Genomic DNA, 16,625 nt, shown 5'->3' with positions numbered 1-16,625 from the left:
CTGAATTAGCAATTGAGGCCCAAAGCCAATATTGCAATGACAACCGCCTTCCGAATTTCTCGCCAATTGACGGGATTTGTTACCGTTGCAACAAAGATGTTTACGTTCCAGTTGAGAATAAACACGGCGACTTTGTTTCCGGAATTTCCGTAGAAAAGGCAGCGAGCACCCACATTATTAATTGCCCGCACTGCCGAATGAGTTATTGCGATTAAAAGTAAAAAGGCCCGCACAAGGCGGGCCAGTCTACCGGCTTAACGTCCCGGTGACGGGCTGCCAGGGGACCAACCCTAACAGCCGAGGCATGACCAATGACCACATCGAGGATGCAGCACCGATCGGCCTGCATTCTACCTAAACTCAGGAGAATTGCACAATGCAAAACGTCTACGCCTATCACTTAAAGGCAAAGCAAAAGTCAGGGAAACCCTCGCTTTTCATCTGGTTTGAAGCAAAGAACGATGCGCGGGCAAAGCGTGACCTCGAAAACCATATCGAGGACGCCGAGCTGGATCAATCCGCTTACTTCAAGCCGGTGCGCACCAATTACCCCGTGGTTGACGATCTGCCGCCAGAAGCAGCGTTCTGTGATACCTGGTGCCTGCGGTACAAACTGGACGATAACCTGTCGTGGCAGGTCATCCCTGCGACTGAGCGCGAACAAGTGCAGGAGCAGCACAAACCTGCAGGTGATGCTGGTGCGCCAGAATCCGGCATCCAAAAGCCACAGATAGACCAGACGACCAATGACGGCGGGGATCCAGCTCACGGGCAAGAGCCGCGAGCATACTTCGCAAAAATGAGCGCTGACACGCGGGCTGTCGCCGTCATCCTGCATGGTTTCGAGGTGATCGACACCGTGCTGGGTAAATCGCAGATGACCAATGTCATCAACACCGCATTGAGCGGCGAATCCGCTTATATCGCCGATATGCTGCAGGCTCTACGCCTGCCTGCCGTTTCCTGCATGGATCCCGAGCGTTTCGCGGCTTTCGTTGCAGGGGTCGCGCGTCGCTATGAAGAAACCGATCCTGAATCGACCTTCATCAATATCCGCAAATACGTTGAGCAGCTGCTGAAACCGGCCCTGGAGCCGGAAGCAGAAACGACGAAAACTGTACATAAGCGCGGCTATACCCAAACGTATGACGCCCTTGACCGTGAGATCGCCTGCGCGCTGTGGGTCGGTGATGTCGACTGCCAAAATATCGCCGGTGAGATCGATCGCTGGGCGCAGAAAAAAATAAAAAACGATGACGAAGACTTTAAGCGTTGGTCAATGGCGCTGCGCGCTGCCCCGAACATCCTAAAATACAGCCGTGAGACAATTTCGGCGTGATCCGCAATGTTCCATCGTCTGATATGTACCACTTCCCCGCCACACTCCGCGGCTGGATTGAGAAATATTTGTCTGAGCATGGCGTCTATGAATTTGGCGCGGCGCCGGATGCCGTGCAGTTGGCTGCAGAGCCAGAGCCAGAGCCAGAGCCAGAGCTTGTCAGTTTAGGCGGTGGCCGCTTCGACGCATCGAGCCTTTTTGAAGCCTCGCCGCTGGCTGCCGTGCAGGTTGACAATGCCCCTTCCGACGATGGCGCGCTGCAGCAGCAGATCCCAGCACCGACGCAGGCTGAAGACTTAATTGACAGTGAAAAAGTGGAAGTAGCGCTGCAGCCGGAAGATGAGCCTGCAGGAAGTCAACAGCCGGCGTATTTCGAGCCAGGCCGTTACGCTGATATTTCAAACACAGACTATCACGCTGCGAACGGCATCAGCAGCACACAGGTGAAGGACGCGCGTATCAGCCTGATGTATTACCACGGGCGCCACGTCATCAAAACGATCGGCCGGGAACGCAGCGACGCGCTGACGTTCGGCTCGCTGGTGCACACGCTGGCGCTTGAGCCAGAGAATCTGGAGCGAGATTTCAACGTAGAGCCGATTATCCCGGACGGCGCTTTCACGAATACCGCCTCAATGCGCGCATTTATCGAACAGCACAACACCAACCTGCCGAAACAGACCGACGCCGATACGCTACGCGCCGTGATCGAGAAGCATAACGCCACCCTACCGGCGTCGTATGCGTTGGGCGGAAATTACGAAGAAACCGCGCAATTTTATGTTTCACTGCCGGTTGAGTTTCAAAGCCTGGCAACGGCCGAACCTACGGCTTCAGCTATGAAGGGGTGCATCAAGAAGTACAACGCCACCCTGCCGGCGCCGTTGAAAACCACCGGCGGCCGCGACGCACTGCTGGAACAGTTGGCGACCATCGATCCGGAGTTTGTCGAGAAAGAGCGCGCGATTCCGGCGCCGTTGCCGGTCAGCGGCAGCAAAGAGGATATGGCCGCGCGTATCAAAACGATTTTGCCAACGGCGGTCTTCGCCGACGAACTGATCGATGCCTGGAAAAATTCCGACGACGGCCGCCAGCTGGTCACCCAGCAGCAAATGCAGCATGCCAAAGCCATTCAGCGCGCGCTATTTACGCACCCGTACGCAGGGCCACTGTTGCAGCATGAGCATCGTGCGGTTGAAGCGAGTTATTTCGGCTTTGATGAGGAAACTGGCCTCGAGGTCCGCGTCCGCCCCGACCTTGAGATCGATCTTAACAGCGTGCGCGTCGGTGTTGATTTGAAAACAGTCAGCATGGGCCGCGTGAAGCAAAACGCGCTACGCACAAAGCTGCGTTGGGAGATTACCGATCGGGACTACCACCTTAGCGCCGCCATGTATAGCGACATCGCCGCCTTTGACCAGTTCTTCTGGATCTTCGTCAACAAAGACGAGGGCTATCACTGGGTAGCTATCGTCGAGGCTTCTCCTGACCTACTGGAACTTGGCCGGCTTGAGTATAAAAAGGCGTTGCGAGGCATCAAAAACGCATACGACACCGACACCTGGCCGGCGCCAATCATCGAAGAGATCGTTGCCGACTTAAACGATTATGACCAGCGCCGACTGGAAGAGCTGCGCGTTGCATTAGGGGAGAAAATATTATGAGCAATATCAGCATTCCTGAAGAAAAAACGGCATCGGTTACTGACTCGAACATCGCGCTGTTCAACCCGCAATACCTGACCGCTATCAACCAATTTGCGCAGGTCATGGCGAGCGGTACAGCGACGATTCCCGCCCATCTGCGAGGGAACCCGGCCGACTGCATGGCGATCGCCATGCAGGCCGCCCAGTGGCAAATGAACCCCTTCGCGGTGGCTCAGAAAACGTTCATCGTGAGCGGCGTTCTCGGGTATGAGGCGCAACTGGTTAATGCGGTGATCTCTACCCGCGGGCCGCTGGTCGACCGCATCAACTATGACTGGTTCGGTCCGTGGGAAAAGGTGATCGGCAAATTTGATATTCGCAAAGGGGATAAAGGGGAGTATCGCATTCCTGGCTGGCGCCTGGCTGATGAAGAAGGGATCGGGATCCGCGTCTGGGCAACGCTGAGGGGGGAGGATAAACCGCGGGAGTTAGTGCTCATGCTGGCGCAGGCCCGCACCCGCAACTCTACGCTCTGGGCTGATGATCCGCGCCAACAACTGGCCTATCTGGCAGTGAAACGCTGGGCGCGCCTGTACTGCCCGGAAGTGATTCTCGGCGTCTACACGATCGACGAGTTGGAAAAGACAGAAGAACGCGAAATTAACCCGCAGCGCGGCGCCTCGCGCGTCAGTGTGAGCCAGCTTGCGGACGGACCTACCGCCGCCCCCGTGCAGCAGAGCGCCCCGCCTGTCGATACGGATGATATTGCCGGCGGCATTCGGACAGCTATCGATCAGGCAGAAACAACAGACCAAGCATCAAATATCCGCGCACAGGTTGAAGAGTTACGTCAAAAGCTGGGGATCGCCGCTTACACCGAGTTGAAAAACAAAGTGATTAAACGCCACCGGCAGATCACCGCATGCGGCAGCATCAGCAGCCAGCTGAAAGACTGCCGGAACGCCGAGGAATTCGCCGCGGTAGAGGCGCTGGTGCGACGGTCAGAGCGAGATCTAAGCGCTGATGACATGGAGCGTTTCCAGCTAGCGCTCGACGATATGCGCCCAGAGTTTCAGGGCTGATTTTGGAAAATCAACGCACAACGCCGGCCACGGCTAATATTGTGGCCGGTTGTGCTGAGTAGTGAGGCATGACCAATGGCTAAATGGATGACTCTCGAAGAATGGCGAGATGATAACTACACCGATAAAAAACCAAGCATCCAGACGCTCTGGCGCTGGGCGCGCAACGGAAACTTCTACCCGCCGGCGGAGAAGCACGGCAAGCAGTACCGGCTGACACCAGGGACTATTTACATCAACCCCAAGGACTTCAACCTGGGGAGAAAAATAAAGGAAGCGCAGAGCCCAAATCCCGCGAGGCTCGCGTTCATGGAGAAAGTGATCAATGGCACGGCGAAGGGAGGGTTATGACATGCGTTTGCCAAAAAACCTAACGTTTCGCAGCAAGGGAAAATCCTTCTATTGGCGCAACCCAGTCACCAAGAGGGAGATATCCCTGGGGCAGATTGCACGCCGTGACGCCATTGCGCAGGCGATCGAAGCTAATCACTACATCGAACAGAACTACTCTCCTGTCTTGTTACTGGAGAAAATCAAAGGCAGCCATGAGTACACACTGAATTCTTGGATCGAACGGTACGAGGTAATATTCAAACGCCGCCAGCTTGCCGAAAACACTTACAAGGTGCGCGCCGGGCAACTTGCCATTATCCGCGAGCGCTTAGGCGGCTTGGTGCTTTCAAAAATCACGACTCGACACGTCGCCGAGTTTCTGGAGTTCTGGATCGCCCAGGACAAAAAAACAATGGCTGCCACCATGCGTTCAGTACTGTCCGATATATTCCGCGAAGCAATCGTTGAAGGTCATATCGAAAACAATCCCGTAACGCCTACCCGCGCCGCAAAAGTCGTGGTGAAGCGGGAACGCTTGGAACTGGCACAATACGGGCCTATTCGTGGTGCAGCAGACACAATGCCGCCCTGGTTCGGCTTGGCGATGGATCTGGCTTTGGTTTCTGGTCAGCGCCGCGAAGATCTGACTCAGATGCGTTTCAGCCATGTCGTAGATGGTCGACTGCTTGTCGAGCAAGGGAAGACTGGCGCCATGATTTCCCTACCCCTCGATCTGGAGCTGAAAATCGTAGGCCTTCGCCTCGGGACAGTGATCGATCGATGCAGGTTAGTCAGCACGACAGACTTTATGATCAGCGCAGGAATCCGCAAAAACAGCCCTGACGGCTCACTGCATCCTGATGGACTAACGAAAAAATTTGTTGCGGCGCGGAAGGCTTCAGGTTTGTCGTTCGAGGAAAGTCCTCCGACCTTTCACGAGATCCGCAGTTTGGCTGGCCGGCTGTATGAGAAGGAAAGAGGGAAAGATTTTGCGCAAAAACTGCTGGGGCATTCATCAGAAACGATGACGTTGAAATATCTCAATACGAGGGGTAAAGAGTACGTAATGTTGTAAAAGACCGAATATCAAAATTCGAGTAAATTTCGAGTAATTTCGATTTTTTCAAAAAAAAACACTTATAAATCAATCACACAAAAAAAGACCGAATACGATTCCTATATTCGGTCTAGGGAAATGGCTCTTGGGAGAGAGCCGTGCGCTAAAAGTTGGCATTTAATGCAGGGCTTGTTCAGCCGTGCACTTTAAGAGTAGCCTACCGCGCCAGTTTTGCCAGCCGCCCGGCGGCCGCGTGATAGTTTCGTGACGAAATAACTATGCGGCAAATGCGCATCAATCTGCGCGCGCTGGGCAAGGCGTTGGCAAACAAGCGGTTAGTCAGCGCACAGCTTCTCGGCGCGTTCGATAAACGGCGCCATGCTCATTTTCTTCCCCGGTTCAGCGGGATCGTCCAGCAGGATCACGTCCAGCGGCTGTGCGCGCTGATGGCCCTTCTTCACCTGCTGCTCCGCCGCGTCGTTGAGCGGGTATTGCATCAGGGTGCTGTTATTCAGCACGAACAGCGCGCCGCCGCTGCGGCACTGCAGCGTCACCTCTTCCTTGGTGAACGCCCACTGTTTGCCGTACTCCAGTTTGGTGATGTTAACCAGTTTGTCTGCCGCCAGCGCGCCGGTCGCGGTTGCCAGCAGCGTAATGCCGAGTAATACCGATTTCATGTGATGGCCTTAAGGTTGCTATTCGCGTCGATTTTCCCGCAGCTTGCCGGCCTGCGGCAAGCTGAAATGTCAAACCGGCGCATAGGTTGCAAATAAACTGACCAGCAGCAGCACCGCCATCCCCAGCCCGACTTCGAGCCAGCAGGCCAGCACCACCCCGCGCTGCGCCAGCGCCGGTACGCGGCTCATCGCCGGCACGATGGCGTAGCGATTTGCCAGCGCCACCATCACCATCAGCGCCACCAGCGCGGTTTTGATCAGCAGCAGGCGCTGATAAGGCGAGCTGAGATTAAGCGGCCAACCGCCGAGTATGATCAGGCTGTTGACGATGCCGGTAACAATCACCGCCGCCACCGCCAGGTGCCCCCAGCGCGAGAAACGGATCAGCGTGGTGATGGCGTCGCTGCGCCATTGCGGCGGTTGCAGGTAGCGCAGGCAAACCAGCAGCGGCGCCAGGCTGCCGAACCAGTAACCGGCGGCCAGCAGGTGCGCCGCATGGTTGGCGCGGTGCAGCGCACCCAGCGCGCCTTCGTGCATCGCCGCGTGGCCGATGAACGCCAGGCTCACCAGCAGCAGCGCTGAGCACAGCGCCAACGCCTGCGCGCGCGGCCGTTCCGGCAGCAGCAGGCTCAGGAGCGCCAGCAGCGACAGGCCCAGATGCCAGCGCCACACTTCGCCGAAGGTGGTGCCGAGCACCGCCCACCAAACCTCCAGCCGCCAGGCGTCTTGCCAACCGTCACCCATCTGCCCAGCCTGAATGGCCAGCAGCGCCACGGCGGAAAGCCCGGCAATCCAGGTGCCGGCAAGCAGCAGCGGACGCACATCGCGGGAGAGGATCGGGGAAAGGCGCTGCGGTGCCAATAAGGCGGTGAACAGACTGATGCCAAACATCAGCATCACCGCCGCAAAGTGCACCAAGCGACACAGAACGAACAGAGTCGCCAGACTCACGATCAGTTTACGGTGAAGCTGTACTGGCCTTTGGTTTTATGCCCGTCGACCGACACCACATGCCAGCTGACGTTGTATTTGCCCGCGCTCAGCTCGCCTTCGATCGGCACGTTGACCTGGGTGTTGTTGTTCGGATCGAGCTGCAGCTTGCCGGTTTTCACCACGGCGTTATCCGGGCCGATGATTTTCACGCCGCTGAAGTTCGGCTCGATGCCTTCGGAGAAGCTGAGAGTCAGCGCCTTCGGCGCCGGGCTGACGCTGGCGTCGGCCTTCGGCGTTTCCACTTTCAGGTGAGCGTGCGCCAACGCTTGCTGTGAAGACAAGCCAACGAACAGGACGAAAACGGTGGAAAGCAGGCGACAGGAGGAACGAATTTTACCGATCACAGTGGTATCCCTTAACAATATAAAGAGGGTCATAAGGGTTAAGGCCACAGCCAAGGCGATGTATCAGCGGCCCCAACCCACCGCAAATGATTGCGCCACGGGTAAACAGAAAAACGGGTTGTATCGGCTAACCCGCTGTTTTGACTCTACCATCCCTGTAGCGTATCGCGGTAAATCATAGCGAGCACGCCTCAGCAAGTCGAGCGCATCACTGGCATTTTGCGATCCGGCAGCACGTATCGCCGCATAACCGCGATAAACGCAGGGTAAAAAAAACCGCGCGTCGGGTTTGCCCCGCGCGCGGTTTTTCAATGTTCAGTCAGGGATCAGGCCTGGCCGTTGCCGCCCTGGCCCATCGCGCCCATTTTCTTCAGGTCTTTGTCGATGAAGAACAGGCCTTTGCCGCTGGTGCCCACCAGCGCCAGCTTATCCAGCACGGATTTGAACAGTTTCTCTTCTTCGTGCTGCTCCGCCACGTACCATTGCAGGAAGTTGAAGGTGGAGTAATCGTGCGAGGACATTGCCGCGTGCGCCAGCTCGTTGATCTGACGGGTGATCAGCTTCTCGTGTTCGTAGGTCTGCTCGAACACGTCCGCCAGCGACTCAAACGCCACCGGCGGGGCCGCAATGGTGCCCAGCAGCGGCAGAGAGCCGGTGTCGCTCAGGTAGTCGAACAGACGTTGCATATGCTGCATCTCTTCCTGAGAGTGCTCTTTAAGAAATGCGGCGGCGCCTTCAAAGCCTTTGTCGCTGCACCATGCGCTCATCTGCAGATACAGGTTGGCGGAGTAGAACTCCAGATTCAGTTGCTCATTCAGCTTTTGAGTCATTTCTTGCGTCAGCATAATCATTCCTTTTATTTTGCAGGTCATGAATTTAATTTTCGCGCATTATGCCCTGTCGCCGTAAAAATAAAAACACCTTATTTACATTCAAACCAAATCAATTACAAAAACAAATTATATCAATAAGTTAAAATATCATGGAGTTATTGGTAATTAACATGAGAATTATTTAGATCTTTTATTTTAATCATAAAGCGAATCATTCTTATTTAAAAGAATAAATAGATTGCATTACTCTTGGATAAATATCGCCCGCCGCCGCGGCGCAACGGGCTTGCCAAGCGCCGCCGGGTGGATTACCTTCTGCGCAGATTCAATGCGGCAAAGTAAGGAGCATAAGGTGGGTTACAATCTGGCCGAGTTGTCCAAAGAAGAAATGGACAGGGTGAATGTGGATCTCGCCGCCTCAGGCGTGGCGTACAAAGAGCGTTACAACATGCCGGTGATCCCGGAAGTGGTGGAGCGCGAGCAGCCGGAGCCGCTGCGCGACTATTTTCGCGAGCGCGTGGCGCACTACCGCGCGGAATCCCACAAGTTTTCGCGTCTGCCTTACGAACCGAAGGCCAAATAACAAAACCCGCCGTTACGGCGGGTTTTTCGTGTCACTTGCCGGCGAACCGGTCGGTGGCGATCATCAGCTGGTGCAAAATGCCCGGTTCATCAAACGAATGCCCCGCCCCTTCCACGATATGCAGCTCCGCCTCCGGCCAGGCCTTGGCCAGATCCCAGGCGTTCTGCACCTGGCAGGCCATGTCATAGCGGCCGTGGACGATCACCGCCGGGATATGGCGGATCAGCGGCACGTTGCGCAGCAGTTGGTCATCGCTCTCCAGGAACCCCAAATGCGTGAAGTAGTGGTTTTCAATGCGGGCGAACGCCAGCGCGAAATCATCCTCGCCGAACGAAGCGGATTCACGGCTTGGCAACAGCGTCACCGTTTCCCCTTCCCACACGCTCCACAGTTTGGCCGCTTCGAGCTGCACCTGCGGATCGGCTGAAGTCAGCCGCTGCCGATAGGCGGCAATCACGTCTTTGCGCTCGTCATCCGACAGAATGGACAGCACGCGCTCCCACTTGTCCGGGAAGAAGCGCGAAGCGCCGTCCTGGTAATACCAATGCAGCTCCTGCTTGCGCAGGGTAAAGATACCGCGCAGCACCATTTCACTGACGCGCTCCGGGTGGGTCTGCGCATAGGCGAGCGCCAACGTAGATCCCCAGGAGCCGCCGAACACCAGCCACTGCTCGACGCCGGCCATTTCGCGCAGCCGCTCGATATCGGCCACCAAATGCCAGGTGGTGTTGTTGTCCAGGCTGGCGTGCGGACGGGAGCGGCCACAGCCGCGCTGATCGAACAGCAGCACCTTGTAGCGCTCGGGATCGAACAGCTGGCGATGATGCGCAGAGATGCCGCCGCCCGGCCCGCCATGAATGAAGACCGCCGGTTTCCCGTTCGGGTTGCCGCTCAGCTCCCAGTAGATCCGGTGGCCATCCCCAGTGTCCAGCCAACCGCTGTCGTATGCCGCTAACGGCGGGTACAAACCTCGTAATTGTTCCATGGCGCTTTCCGTCTCTCTGTGAGTCATGCTTTCATCAAAGCGGAAGCCGCCCGGCAGGTCAACGGTAAAACCTGAAAACTCGAACGCGCGCCGGGAACTCGGCGCGCGTTTGCTCAAAATCGCAACGACCCGCCTGCAAAATGCCCACAGGCCCGATCAGTTCACGCCTTGTTACGCCTACACGCCTTTACGCATATGCGGCTCGCGCATCTCCTGTGCCGTTTTCGCCTCGATGCTCAGCTCCGCCGTCGGGCGCAACATCAGGCGTGCCAAGCCGATGGGTTCGCCGGTTTCCCGGCAGTAGCCGTATTCGCCGTTCTGCAACCGCGCCAGCGCCGCATCGATTTTCGGCAGCAGGCGGCTTTCGCGATCCAACTGGCGGAACAACAGGCGCAGCTCTTCTTCGCGCGCCGCCTTGTCGGCTTCATCGCCCGTCGCTTCGCCGCTGTCGATCGCCTTCTTCAGCTCATCGATGTGCAACAGCAGTTTTTGCCGCTCATCCTGCAGCAGCTGGCGGAAAAAAGCCCGTTGAACCGAGTTCATGTAATCAGAATCCGGCATGGCCAGCAGTTGCTGCGCATCCGGTAATGTCATCACTGTCATTGCGTTCTCCGAACCCTAAAAGTGTAATATTATAACATAATAATTATTTTAAGCACCCGGTCATCCAAAAACAAAATTTCACGTGCAAACAGCCGGTTACATACTACTTGCACTTTGTCGCTTGCATCCTGTCGGCTTTAGGCGGTTAATGGCTGAGCAAGCCACCCAATCATAGGTAACGAGAGGCCATCATGAGTAAGGGAATGGATAGCAAAAAAAATGCGAAGAAGAAGCCGTTGAAAACCCCCGCAGAGAAACGTGCGGAGAAACGCGCCAAAAAAGCGCATCCGTCTGGTGAGTAAGCGTCCTTCCATCCGTCATTAAACCCGCCAAGGCGGGTTTTTTATTGCCTCACTGGAGAGATGGCCAATGCCCTGCTTTACCCTCGCCGCAGCCCAATACCCCGCCGCTGCGGCCAATATCGCCTGCAACCTTGAACGTCACCTTGAATTTGTCGCGCAGGCAGCCGAACAGCAGGTGCAACTGCTGTTTTTTCCCGAACTGTCGCTAAGCGGCTATGAGCTGGCCGATGCTGCCGAACTGGCGCTGACGCTGGGCGATCCGCGTCTGCAACCGCTCGCTGCGGCGGCGCAATCGCATCAGATGACGATCATCGTCGGCGCACCCTTGCGCAGCGGCCAGGCGCTGCATATCGCCGCCTTGATCTTTTCCCCCAACGGCGCGGTGGCCGCCTATACCAAACAACATCTGCACGGCGCGGAACAGCAACGGTTCTTGCCCGGTAATGGCGGCACGCTGCTGGAAATACATCGGCAACGCATCGCGCTGGCTATCTGCGCCGACACCTCGCAACCCGGCCACGCAAGCGCCGCCGCGCTGGCGGGTGCGCAGATTTATGCCGCCGGCGTGCTGGTATCTGAAGCCGGTTACGCGAAAGACAGCGCTGCGCTGGCAGGCTATGCCCGTCGTTATGGCATGGTCACGCTGATGGCCAACCATGCGGCGCCGACCGGAGGCTGGATCCCGGCAGGCCGCAGCGCCATCTGGGATGAAACGGGAGCGCTTTTGGTTGCCGCGCCGGATGACGCCCCTGGTCTTATCATCGCCGGCAAGACCCGCGACGGTTGGCACGGCCGCCTGTGCCGGTTAAGCTGAAACCTGACGGCAACGCGGAGGAAAGCATGACGTTACGCGTAATAGATACCGAGACCTGCGGGCTGGACGGCGGCGTGGTGGAAGTGGCCTCCCTCGATCTGCTCGACGGCCAATTGACCAACCCGATGAGCGACCTGATCAGCCCGGACCGCCCCATCAGCCTCGACGCGATGGCTATTCATCACATCACCGAACAGATGGTGGAAGGCAAACCGCGCATTGCGGTGGCGATCGGCCGCTATCAGGGCAGCCCCTACTATGTGGCGCACAACGCCGCCTTTGATCGCGGGGTGTTGCCGGAGATGAACGGCGCCTGGATCTGCACCCTCAAGCTGGCGCGCACGCTGTATCCGGACATCAAGTACGGCAACCAGTATCTGCGCTACGCGCTGAATCTGGACGTGCAGCTGCCGGCAGACGCCACGCTGTACCCGCACCGCGCGCTGTATGACTGCTACGTCACCGCCGCGCTGCTGCAACGCATCATCAAGGATTCGGGCTGGACGCCGGAGCAAATGGTGCAGATCACCGAACAGCCGGTGCTGCTGAAGAAGTTCAAGTTCGGCAAGTATCGCGGGCAGGAGATCGACCGCATCGCCCAGGAAGACCCCGGCTATCTGCGCTGGATGCTGAAATCCATCGACGATCTGAGCCCGGACATGAAACACACGCTGAAATACTATCTGATTGGCTAACACGGCGGGCGGCGCAGGCCGCCCGCCGAACGCTATTATTCCGCCAGCGCCAGAATGAAGGCGTACTCCAGCGCAATATCCTCATAGGCCTTGAAGCGGCCGGATTTGCCGCCGTGGCCGGCATCCATGTCGGTATACAGCAGCAGCTGCCGATCGTCGGTTTTCAGCTCGCGCAGCTTGGCCACCCACTTGGCCGGCTCCCAATACTGCACCTGCGAATCGTGCAGGCCGGTGGTCACCAGCAGATGCGGGTACTCCTGCGCTTTCACCTGATCGTACGGGCTGTACTGCTTGATGTAGTCGTAATAGGCCTGCTCGTTCGGGTTGCCCCACTCGTCGTATTCGCCGGTGGTCAGCGGAATGGACTCATCCAGCATGGTGGTCACCACGTCGACGAACGGCACCTGCGCCACCACGCCGTGGAACAGCTGCGGCGCCTGGTTGATCACCGCGCCCATCAGCAGGCCGCCCGCGCTGCCGCCCATCGCGAACACTCGCTTGCCATCACCGTACCCCTGGGCGACCAGCGTTTCGGTCACGTCGATAAAGTCGTTGAAGGTGTTCTGCTTGTTGAACAACTTGCCGTCTTCATACCACAGCTGCCCCAGCTCGCCACCGCCGCGAATGTGCGCCAGCGCGAACACGACACCGCGATCCAGCAGGCTCAGGCGGCTGGCGCTGAACGCCGGATCCATGCTGCTGCCGTAAGAGCCGTAGCCATACACCATCAGCGGGTTGGCGCCGCGCTGGAAGCTGTCCTGGCGATACACCAGCGAAACCGGCACCTCGACGCCGTCGCGCGCCTTCACCCACACCCGCTCGCTGCGGTAGTTGTCCGGCGTGAAATTCTTCACTTCCTGCTGTTTGAGCATCGTCCGCTCGCCGCTGTCCATGTTCAGCTCGTACAGCGTGGTCGGGGTGGTCATCGACGAATAGCCGTAGCGCAGCAGCGCGGTTTCCGGATCCGGGTTATACGCCAGCCAGGTGGTGTAGGTCGGATCGTCGAAGGCAATGCGCTTCTCTTCGCCGCTTTGCCAGTGGATCTGGCGCAGCAGCGTCAGGCCGGCATTGCGCTCTTCGACCACCAACCAATCACGGAACAGGCTGAAGCCCTCCAGCATCACGTCGGCGCGCGGGGCGATCAGCGTCTGCCACTGCGCTTCGTCCGCCTGCTCGCTCTGGTACAGGCCGAAGTTCTTGCCGTCCTTGTTGGAGCGGATATAGAAATGCTGGTGATAGTGATCGATGGCGTACTCGTGATCCTTGCGCCGCGGCACGAACAGCTGCGGCTTGGCATCCGCCCGATCGGCGTCCAGCAGCAGGATCTCCGAGGTGGTGGTGCTGCTCAGGTGGATCAGAATAAAGCGCTCGGAGGTGGTCTTCTCCAGCCCGACGTAGAAGGTATCGTCCTGCTCTTCGTAAATCAGCTCGTCCTGCTGCGGATCGCTGCCGACTACGTGGCGATAAACCTGATACGGCAACAGCGTCTTGGCGTGCTTGCGCACGTAGTACACCGTCGAGGAATCGTTGGCCCACTCGAAGCTGCCGGAGGTGTTTTCCAGCACTTCGTCGGCCCAGCTGCCGTCGGCCAGGTTCTTGAAACGAATGTCATACTGGCGGCGCGACAGGAAATCCTCCGCCACCCCCAGCCGCTGATTGTCGGGGCTGACGTCCAGCCCGCCCAGGGTGTAAAACTCGTGGTTCTCGGCGCGTTGGTTGCCGTCGATAAGCACATCCCACTGCTCGCTCTCGGCCTGCGGCTGGCGCACATAAATCGCGTATTCGTTGCCCGGCTCATAGCGCGTCTGATAGCGATAGCCGTGGCGCACGTAAGGCACCGAATGTTCCTGCTGCGGGATGCGCGCCACCATCTCTTCGTACAGGGCTTCGCGCAGCGCCTGCTGCGGCTTCAACATCGCATCGGTGTAGGCATTCTCCGCCTGCAGGTAGTCCAGCACCTGACGATCTGCGCGCTCATCGTCGCGCAGCCAGTAGTAGTCATCCACGCGCGTATCGCCGTGGATAGTGATGGGATAAGGCCGTTTTTCCGCTTTCGGTGGGGTCATCATTGCTAAATCATCCGCTTACATAGATTGCGGCAAGAGTGACACGATTCCCCCCGGCTTGCCAAGCGGCGCTATGCCAGCTCGCGCTTTTTCTCGTTGACGTCGCTCTCGATGCCCTGCTTGACGTCCGCCGGGATCTTCAGCGCCTGCGCCAGCGCATCAAGATAGCCGCGCTCCATAAAGTGATCGACGTCGATCACCAGGCAACTCAGGTAATAAACCTCCAGCGCCTCGTCTTCGTTTTGCACGCTGCGGGCGATTAACGCCGGGTTGAGCGGCTGGTCGAGCGCTTCCTGCACCCAGCCCTGCGCCTCTTCCCCCACCTGCAGCTGCGCCAGGCTGTGATCGATGGCGCGCTGCTCGTCGGCATCGATATGGCCGTCGCTTTTGGCGGCGAACACCAGCGCCTGCACTAAACGCTTGGCGCGCAGATCCACCGGCGTGGTTTGCAAACCGAACTGCGGTTCGTCCTGATGGGTCTCTTTCACCCGCTGCTTGTACTTGTTCCATAGCACCGCGCCCACCGCCGCGCTGCCGCCGATAATCAGCGCATTCTTGCCGAACTTACCCACCAGCTTGCGCGAAGATTTGTTGGCCAACAGCACGCCGACCAGGCCGCCCAGCGCCGTGGGCGCCAGCAGTTTGCCGATGCCTTCTGCCCCGCCCATCGCGCCGGCCTTCTGCCCGATCAACGTTTGAATCTGCTGCATCCAGTTACTTTTCATCATCTACCCCTTGCGTGAGAAAACGCGGCGCGCAGGCGCGGCCGAACCGACGGTAAACCGCCAGATTAGGGGATCTTTTGTCAATTTACGTCTGGGGGATGCAAACCTGTGTTTAGCGGGCCGGGCGGCCCGCCAGGATGGCTGCGGCGTTACGCGTCTTCGTCGCCCGCTTCGTCGTCCTGCTCGTACTCGGCCAGCTCGTCGCGCATCGCCTGGAGGGCGTCGCGGGTCATCAGCGCCAGCGTGCGGTAGAAACCGGTGGTGGCGTGCGCTTCCACTTTGCCGAGGAAGCGGCCGCACCACGGCAGCAGGAACTCGTCGAACAGCGCGATCTGCGCCTGCGCTTCATCTTCCTGCGACTGATCTTCCAGCCAGGATGCCGCCAGCAGCAGCTGGCCGAAATGGTCGGCCGGCGCCTCAGCCAGCGGCATGCCGCGCTGCTGCAGGAAGGCGCGCACTTCAGCCTCGCTTGCGCCTTCGACATAGTCGGAGCGGAACGGCGGCACGCTGCATTCGCTGCCGACGAACATCGCATTGAAGTCGGTCGCCAGTTGGTTGACGTCGCCGCCCTGCTGCAGGCGCTTCAGCAGGTCATCCTGCTCCAGCGGCCAGTGCTGCTGCAGCTTGCCCTCTTTAATCAGCGCGAACAGCGGCACCAACAGCGGATCCTGCGGCTGGCGGTAGAACAGCGTACCCAGCACGCGGCAGACAATCGAAAACTCATTCATGATAAAGCCTTATTCAATACGGAAAATTTTGCCGGGACGATGTCACAAATCGGCCAATTCCGCAATCGCCGGCTTGCCGCGCCGCTCGAGAAAATCCAGCAGCCGGCGCGGGCTGACGTTGAGAATGCGCTCCTGCGGGAAGCCCACCTCTTCGATAATGCGCTCGCAGTGCTCAAAGTTACCCAGCGAAAAGGCGACGTGCGAATCCGAGCCCAGCGCCAGCCAGCCGCCGGCGTCGCGCACCGCGGCGGCGATCGCCCGACAGTTGGCCTCGCTGCCCTTGCGGGAGTGGGTGAACGACGAGTTATTCAGCTCCAGCGCCACCTCGTATTTGGCCGCCGCCGCCGCGACGGCGGGAATGTCGATCGGATAACGCGGGTTGCCGGGATGGCTGATGATATGCACATCCCCCTGCGCCATCGCGGCGATCATCGCTTCAGTATTGGACGCTTTATCCTGCGGCGCAAACACCGGCTCATGGAAACCGGCGATGATCACGTCGGTGGCCGTCAGCATCGGGCCGGTGCAGTCGATATCGCCCTGCAGGTTTTTGATGTTGGCTTCGATACCGCGCAAAATGCCCACGCCGTTCACCCGGCGCGGCCAAACGTGCATGTTCATAAAGTGCCAGTAGTGCGGCGCATCGGCCATGTCCGGGCCGTGATCGGTGATGGCGAACAGCTGGATGCCCTTCTGCCGGGCTTCGGCGATGTAATCGTGCAGCGTGCTGTAAGCGTGCGTGCTGGCGACGGTGTGCATATGCAAATCAACGGGATACATTGTTTCTCCTTCCAGAGGGCCTGCCCGCAGCGGTGCGGGC

At 58.4% G+C, this 16,625-nt stretch carries 18 protein-coding genes; 8 read left to right on the top strand and 10 right to left on the bottom strand.

The features are described 5' to 3' along the window. The first annotated feature begins 376 nt into the window (after positions 1–376). The 5 genes from ACSBQS_RS05305 (at position 377) to ACSBQS_RS05285 (ending at position 5,475) form a co-directional block, all read left to right on the top strand. Positions 377–1,339: a RecE family exodeoxyribonuclease gene (locus ACSBQS_RS05305; RefSeq protein WP_434989842.1), complete on the top strand. Its 963-nt coding sequence runs from the start codon at positions 377–379 to the stop codon at positions 1,337–1,339. Next, the gene (locus tag ACSBQS_RS05300) at positions 1,336–3,003 is read left to right on the top strand and encodes a PD-(D/E)XK nuclease-like domain-containing protein (protein WP_434989840.1); all 1,668 of its coding nucleotides are present in this window, start codon (positions 1,336–1,338) and stop codon (positions 3,001–3,003) included. The genes ACSBQS_RS05305 and ACSBQS_RS05300 overlap by 4 nt, the downstream gene beginning before the upstream one ends. After that, a complete protein-coding gene (locus tag ACSBQS_RS05295) occupies positions 3,000–4,067 on the top strand; it encodes a RecT family recombinase (protein WP_434989838.1) in 1,068 nt (355 codons plus the stop codon). Before ACSBQS_RS05300 ends, ACSBQS_RS05295 begins: the two co-directional genes overlap by 4 nt. Before the next feature lie 75 nt (positions 4,068–4,142). Beyond that, the gene (locus ACSBQS_RS05290; RefSeq protein WP_015377485.1) at positions 4,143–4,418 is read left to right on the top strand and encodes an excisionase; all 276 of its coding nucleotides are present in this window, start codon (positions 4,143–4,145) and stop codon (positions 4,416–4,418) included. Then, positions 4,393–5,475, top strand: coding sequence for a tyrosine-type recombinase/integrase (locus ACSBQS_RS05285; RefSeq protein ID WP_434989836.1), 1,083 nt, complete (start codon positions 4,393–4,395; stop codon positions 5,473–5,475). Before ACSBQS_RS05290 ends, ACSBQS_RS05285 begins: the two co-directional genes overlap by 26 nt. 317 nt (positions 5,476–5,792) lie before the next feature. Here ACSBQS_RS05285 and ACSBQS_RS05280 read toward each other — a convergent pair whose 3' ends face one another. The 4 genes from ACSBQS_RS05280 to ftnA form a co-directional block, all read right to left on the bottom strand. After that, entirely contained in the window at positions 5,793–6,134 is a 342-nt protein-coding gene (locus ACSBQS_RS05280; RefSeq protein WP_016928154.1) for a YebY family protein, read from the bottom strand. 69 nt (positions 6,135–6,203) lie between these two features. Then, positions 6,204–7,085 (bottom strand): copper homeostasis membrane protein CopD, encoded by an 882-nt coding sequence (gene copD, locus ACSBQS_RS05275; RefSeq protein ID WP_197666367.1) that lies wholly within the window; start codon positions 7,083–7,085, stop codon positions 6,204–6,206. A gap of 2 nt (positions 7,086–7,087) precedes the next feature. Beyond that, on the bottom strand, positions 7,088–7,504 hold the full coding sequence (copC, locus tag ACSBQS_RS05270; protein WP_434989833.1) for a copper homeostasis periplasmic binding protein CopC: 417 nt from the start codon (positions 7,502–7,504) through the stop codon (positions 7,088–7,090). A 293-nt stretch (positions 7,505–7,797) separates the two neighbouring features. After that, on the bottom strand, positions 7,798–8,316 hold the full coding sequence (ftnA, locus tag ACSBQS_RS05265) for a non-heme ferritin (protein WP_033642716.1): 519 nt from the start codon (positions 8,314–8,316) through the stop codon (positions 7,798–7,800). Between the two features lie 340 nt (positions 8,317–8,656). Here ftnA and ACSBQS_RS05260 point away from each other — a divergent pair, with 340 nt between their 5' ends. Beyond that, on the top strand, positions 8,657–8,887 hold the full coding sequence (locus ACSBQS_RS05260) for a DNA polymerase III subunit theta (protein ID WP_033642715.1): 231 nt from the start codon (positions 8,657–8,659) through the stop codon (positions 8,885–8,887). A gap of 31 nt (positions 8,888–8,918) precedes the next feature. Here ACSBQS_RS05260 and pip read toward each other — a convergent pair whose 3' ends face one another. Further along, the gene (gene pip, locus ACSBQS_RS05255) at positions 8,919–9,872 is read right to left on the bottom strand and encodes a prolyl aminopeptidase (protein WP_033644252.1); all 954 of its coding nucleotides are present in this window, start codon (positions 9,870–9,872) and stop codon (positions 8,919–8,921) included. 177 nt (positions 9,873–10,049) lie between these two features. Then, a complete protein-coding gene (gene dksA / locus ACSBQS_RS05250; protein WP_033652008.1) occupies positions 10,050–10,475 on the bottom strand; it encodes an RNA polymerase-binding protein DksA in 426 nt (141 codons plus the stop codon). 369 nt (positions 10,476–10,844) lie between these two features. Between dksA and ACSBQS_RS05245 the strand changes: the two genes are divergently transcribed. Together ACSBQS_RS05245 and exoX are read left to right on the top strand one after the other, a co-directional pair. Then, positions 10,845–11,591, top strand: a complete 747-nt coding sequence (locus ACSBQS_RS05245) for a carbon-nitrogen hydrolase family protein (protein WP_434989830.1) — start codon at positions 10,845–10,847, stop codon at positions 11,589–11,591. A 26-nt stretch (positions 11,592–11,617) separates the two neighbouring features. Then, positions 11,618–12,286 (top strand): exodeoxyribonuclease X, encoded by a 669-nt coding sequence (gene exoX / locus ACSBQS_RS05240; protein ID WP_033644251.1) that lies wholly within the window; start codon positions 11,618–11,620, stop codon positions 12,284–12,286. Between the two features lie 35 nt (positions 12,287–12,321). Here the strand turns inward: exoX and ACSBQS_RS05235 are convergent, their stop codons facing one another. The 4 genes from ACSBQS_RS05235 to ACSBQS_RS05220 form a co-directional block, all read right to left on the bottom strand. Further along, entirely contained in the window at positions 12,322–14,355 is a 2,034-nt protein-coding gene (locus ACSBQS_RS05235) for a S9 family peptidase (RefSeq protein ID WP_047026280.1), read from the bottom strand. 68 nt (positions 14,356–14,423) lie between these two features. Then, positions 14,424–15,077 carry a tellurite resistance TerB family protein gene (locus ACSBQS_RS05230; protein ID WP_033642711.1) on the bottom strand — a complete coding sequence of 218 codons (654 nt, stop codon included), beginning with the start codon at positions 15,075–15,077 and terminating at the stop codon, positions 14,424–14,426. A 149-nt stretch (positions 15,078–15,226) separates the two neighbouring features. Next, a complete protein-coding gene (locus ACSBQS_RS05225) occupies positions 15,227–15,805 on the bottom strand; it encodes a TorD/DmsD family molecular chaperone (RefSeq protein WP_033642710.1) in 579 nt (192 codons plus the stop codon). A gap of 42 nt (positions 15,806–15,847) precedes the next feature. Further along, on the bottom strand, positions 15,848–16,585 hold the full coding sequence (locus ACSBQS_RS05220; protein WP_033642709.1) for a phosphatase: 738 nt from the start codon (positions 16,583–16,585) through the stop codon (positions 15,848–15,850). Between the last annotated feature and the right edge of the window lie 40 nt (positions 16,586–16,625).

This window comes from Serratia sp. H402Y (genome assembly GCF_051172415.1).
GTDB classification, from domain to species: Bacteria; Pseudomonadota; Gammaproteobacteria; order Enterobacterales; family Enterobacteriaceae; genus Serratia; species Serratia ureilytica.
This window is presented reverse-complemented; position numbering and strand designations above follow the sequence as displayed.

Bases quoted from the DNA above. Each gene is read 5' to 3' on its own strand.
- dksA (WP_033652008.1), bottom strand. From the start codon at position 10,475: ATGACAGTGATGACATTACCGGATGCGCAGCAACTGCTGGCCATGCCG.
- ACSBQS_RS05280 (WP_016928154.1), bottom strand. From the start codon at position 6,134: ATGAAATCGGTATTACTCGGCATTACGCTGCTGGCAACCGCGACCGGC.
- ftnA (WP_033642716.1), bottom strand. From the start codon at position 8,316: ATGCTGACGCAAGAAATGACTCAAAAGCTGAATGAGCAACTGAATCTG.
- ACSBQS_RS05285 (WP_434989836.1), top strand. From the start codon at position 4,393: ATGGCACGGCGAAGGGAGGGTTATGACATGCGTTTGCCAAAAAACCTA.
- ACSBQS_RS05295 (WP_434989838.1), top strand. From the start codon at position 3,000: ATGAGCAATATCAGCATTCCTGAAGAAAAAACGGCATCGGTTACTGAC.
- ACSBQS_RS05235 (WP_047026280.1), bottom strand. From the start codon at position 14,355: ATGATGACCCCACCGAAAGCGGAAAAACGGCCTTATCCCATCACTATC.
- pip (WP_033644252.1), bottom strand. From the start codon at position 9,872: ATGGAACAATTACGAGGTTTGTACCCGCCGTTAGCGGCATACGACAGC.
- exoX (WP_033644251.1), top strand. From the start codon at position 11,618: ATGACGTTACGCGTAATAGATACCGAGACCTGCGGGCTGGACGGCGGC.
- copC (WP_434989833.1), bottom strand. From the start codon at position 7,504: ATGACCCTCTTTATATTGTTAAGGGATACCACTGTGATCGGTAAAATT.
- ACSBQS_RS05225 (WP_033642710.1), bottom strand. From the start codon at position 15,805: ATGAATGAGTTTTCGATTGTCTGCCGCGTGCTGGGTACGCTGTTCTAC.
- ACSBQS_RS05290 (WP_015377485.1), top strand. From the start codon at position 4,143: ATGGCTAAATGGATGACTCTCGAAGAATGGCGAGATGATAACTACACC.
- ACSBQS_RS05220 (WP_033642709.1), bottom strand. From the start codon at position 16,585: ATGTATCCCGTTGATTTGCATATGCACACCGTCGCCAGCACGCACGCT.
- ACSBQS_RS05305 (WP_434989842.1), top strand. From the start codon at position 377: ATGCAAAACGTCTACGCCTATCACTTAAAGGCAAAGCAAAAGTCAGGG.
- ACSBQS_RS05245 (WP_434989830.1), top strand. From the start codon at position 10,845: ATGCCCTGCTTTACCCTCGCCGCAGCCCAATACCCCGCCGCTGCGGCC.
- ACSBQS_RS05230 (WP_033642711.1), bottom strand. From the start codon at position 15,077: ATGAAAAGTAACTGGATGCAGCAGATTCAAACGTTGATCGGGCAGAAG.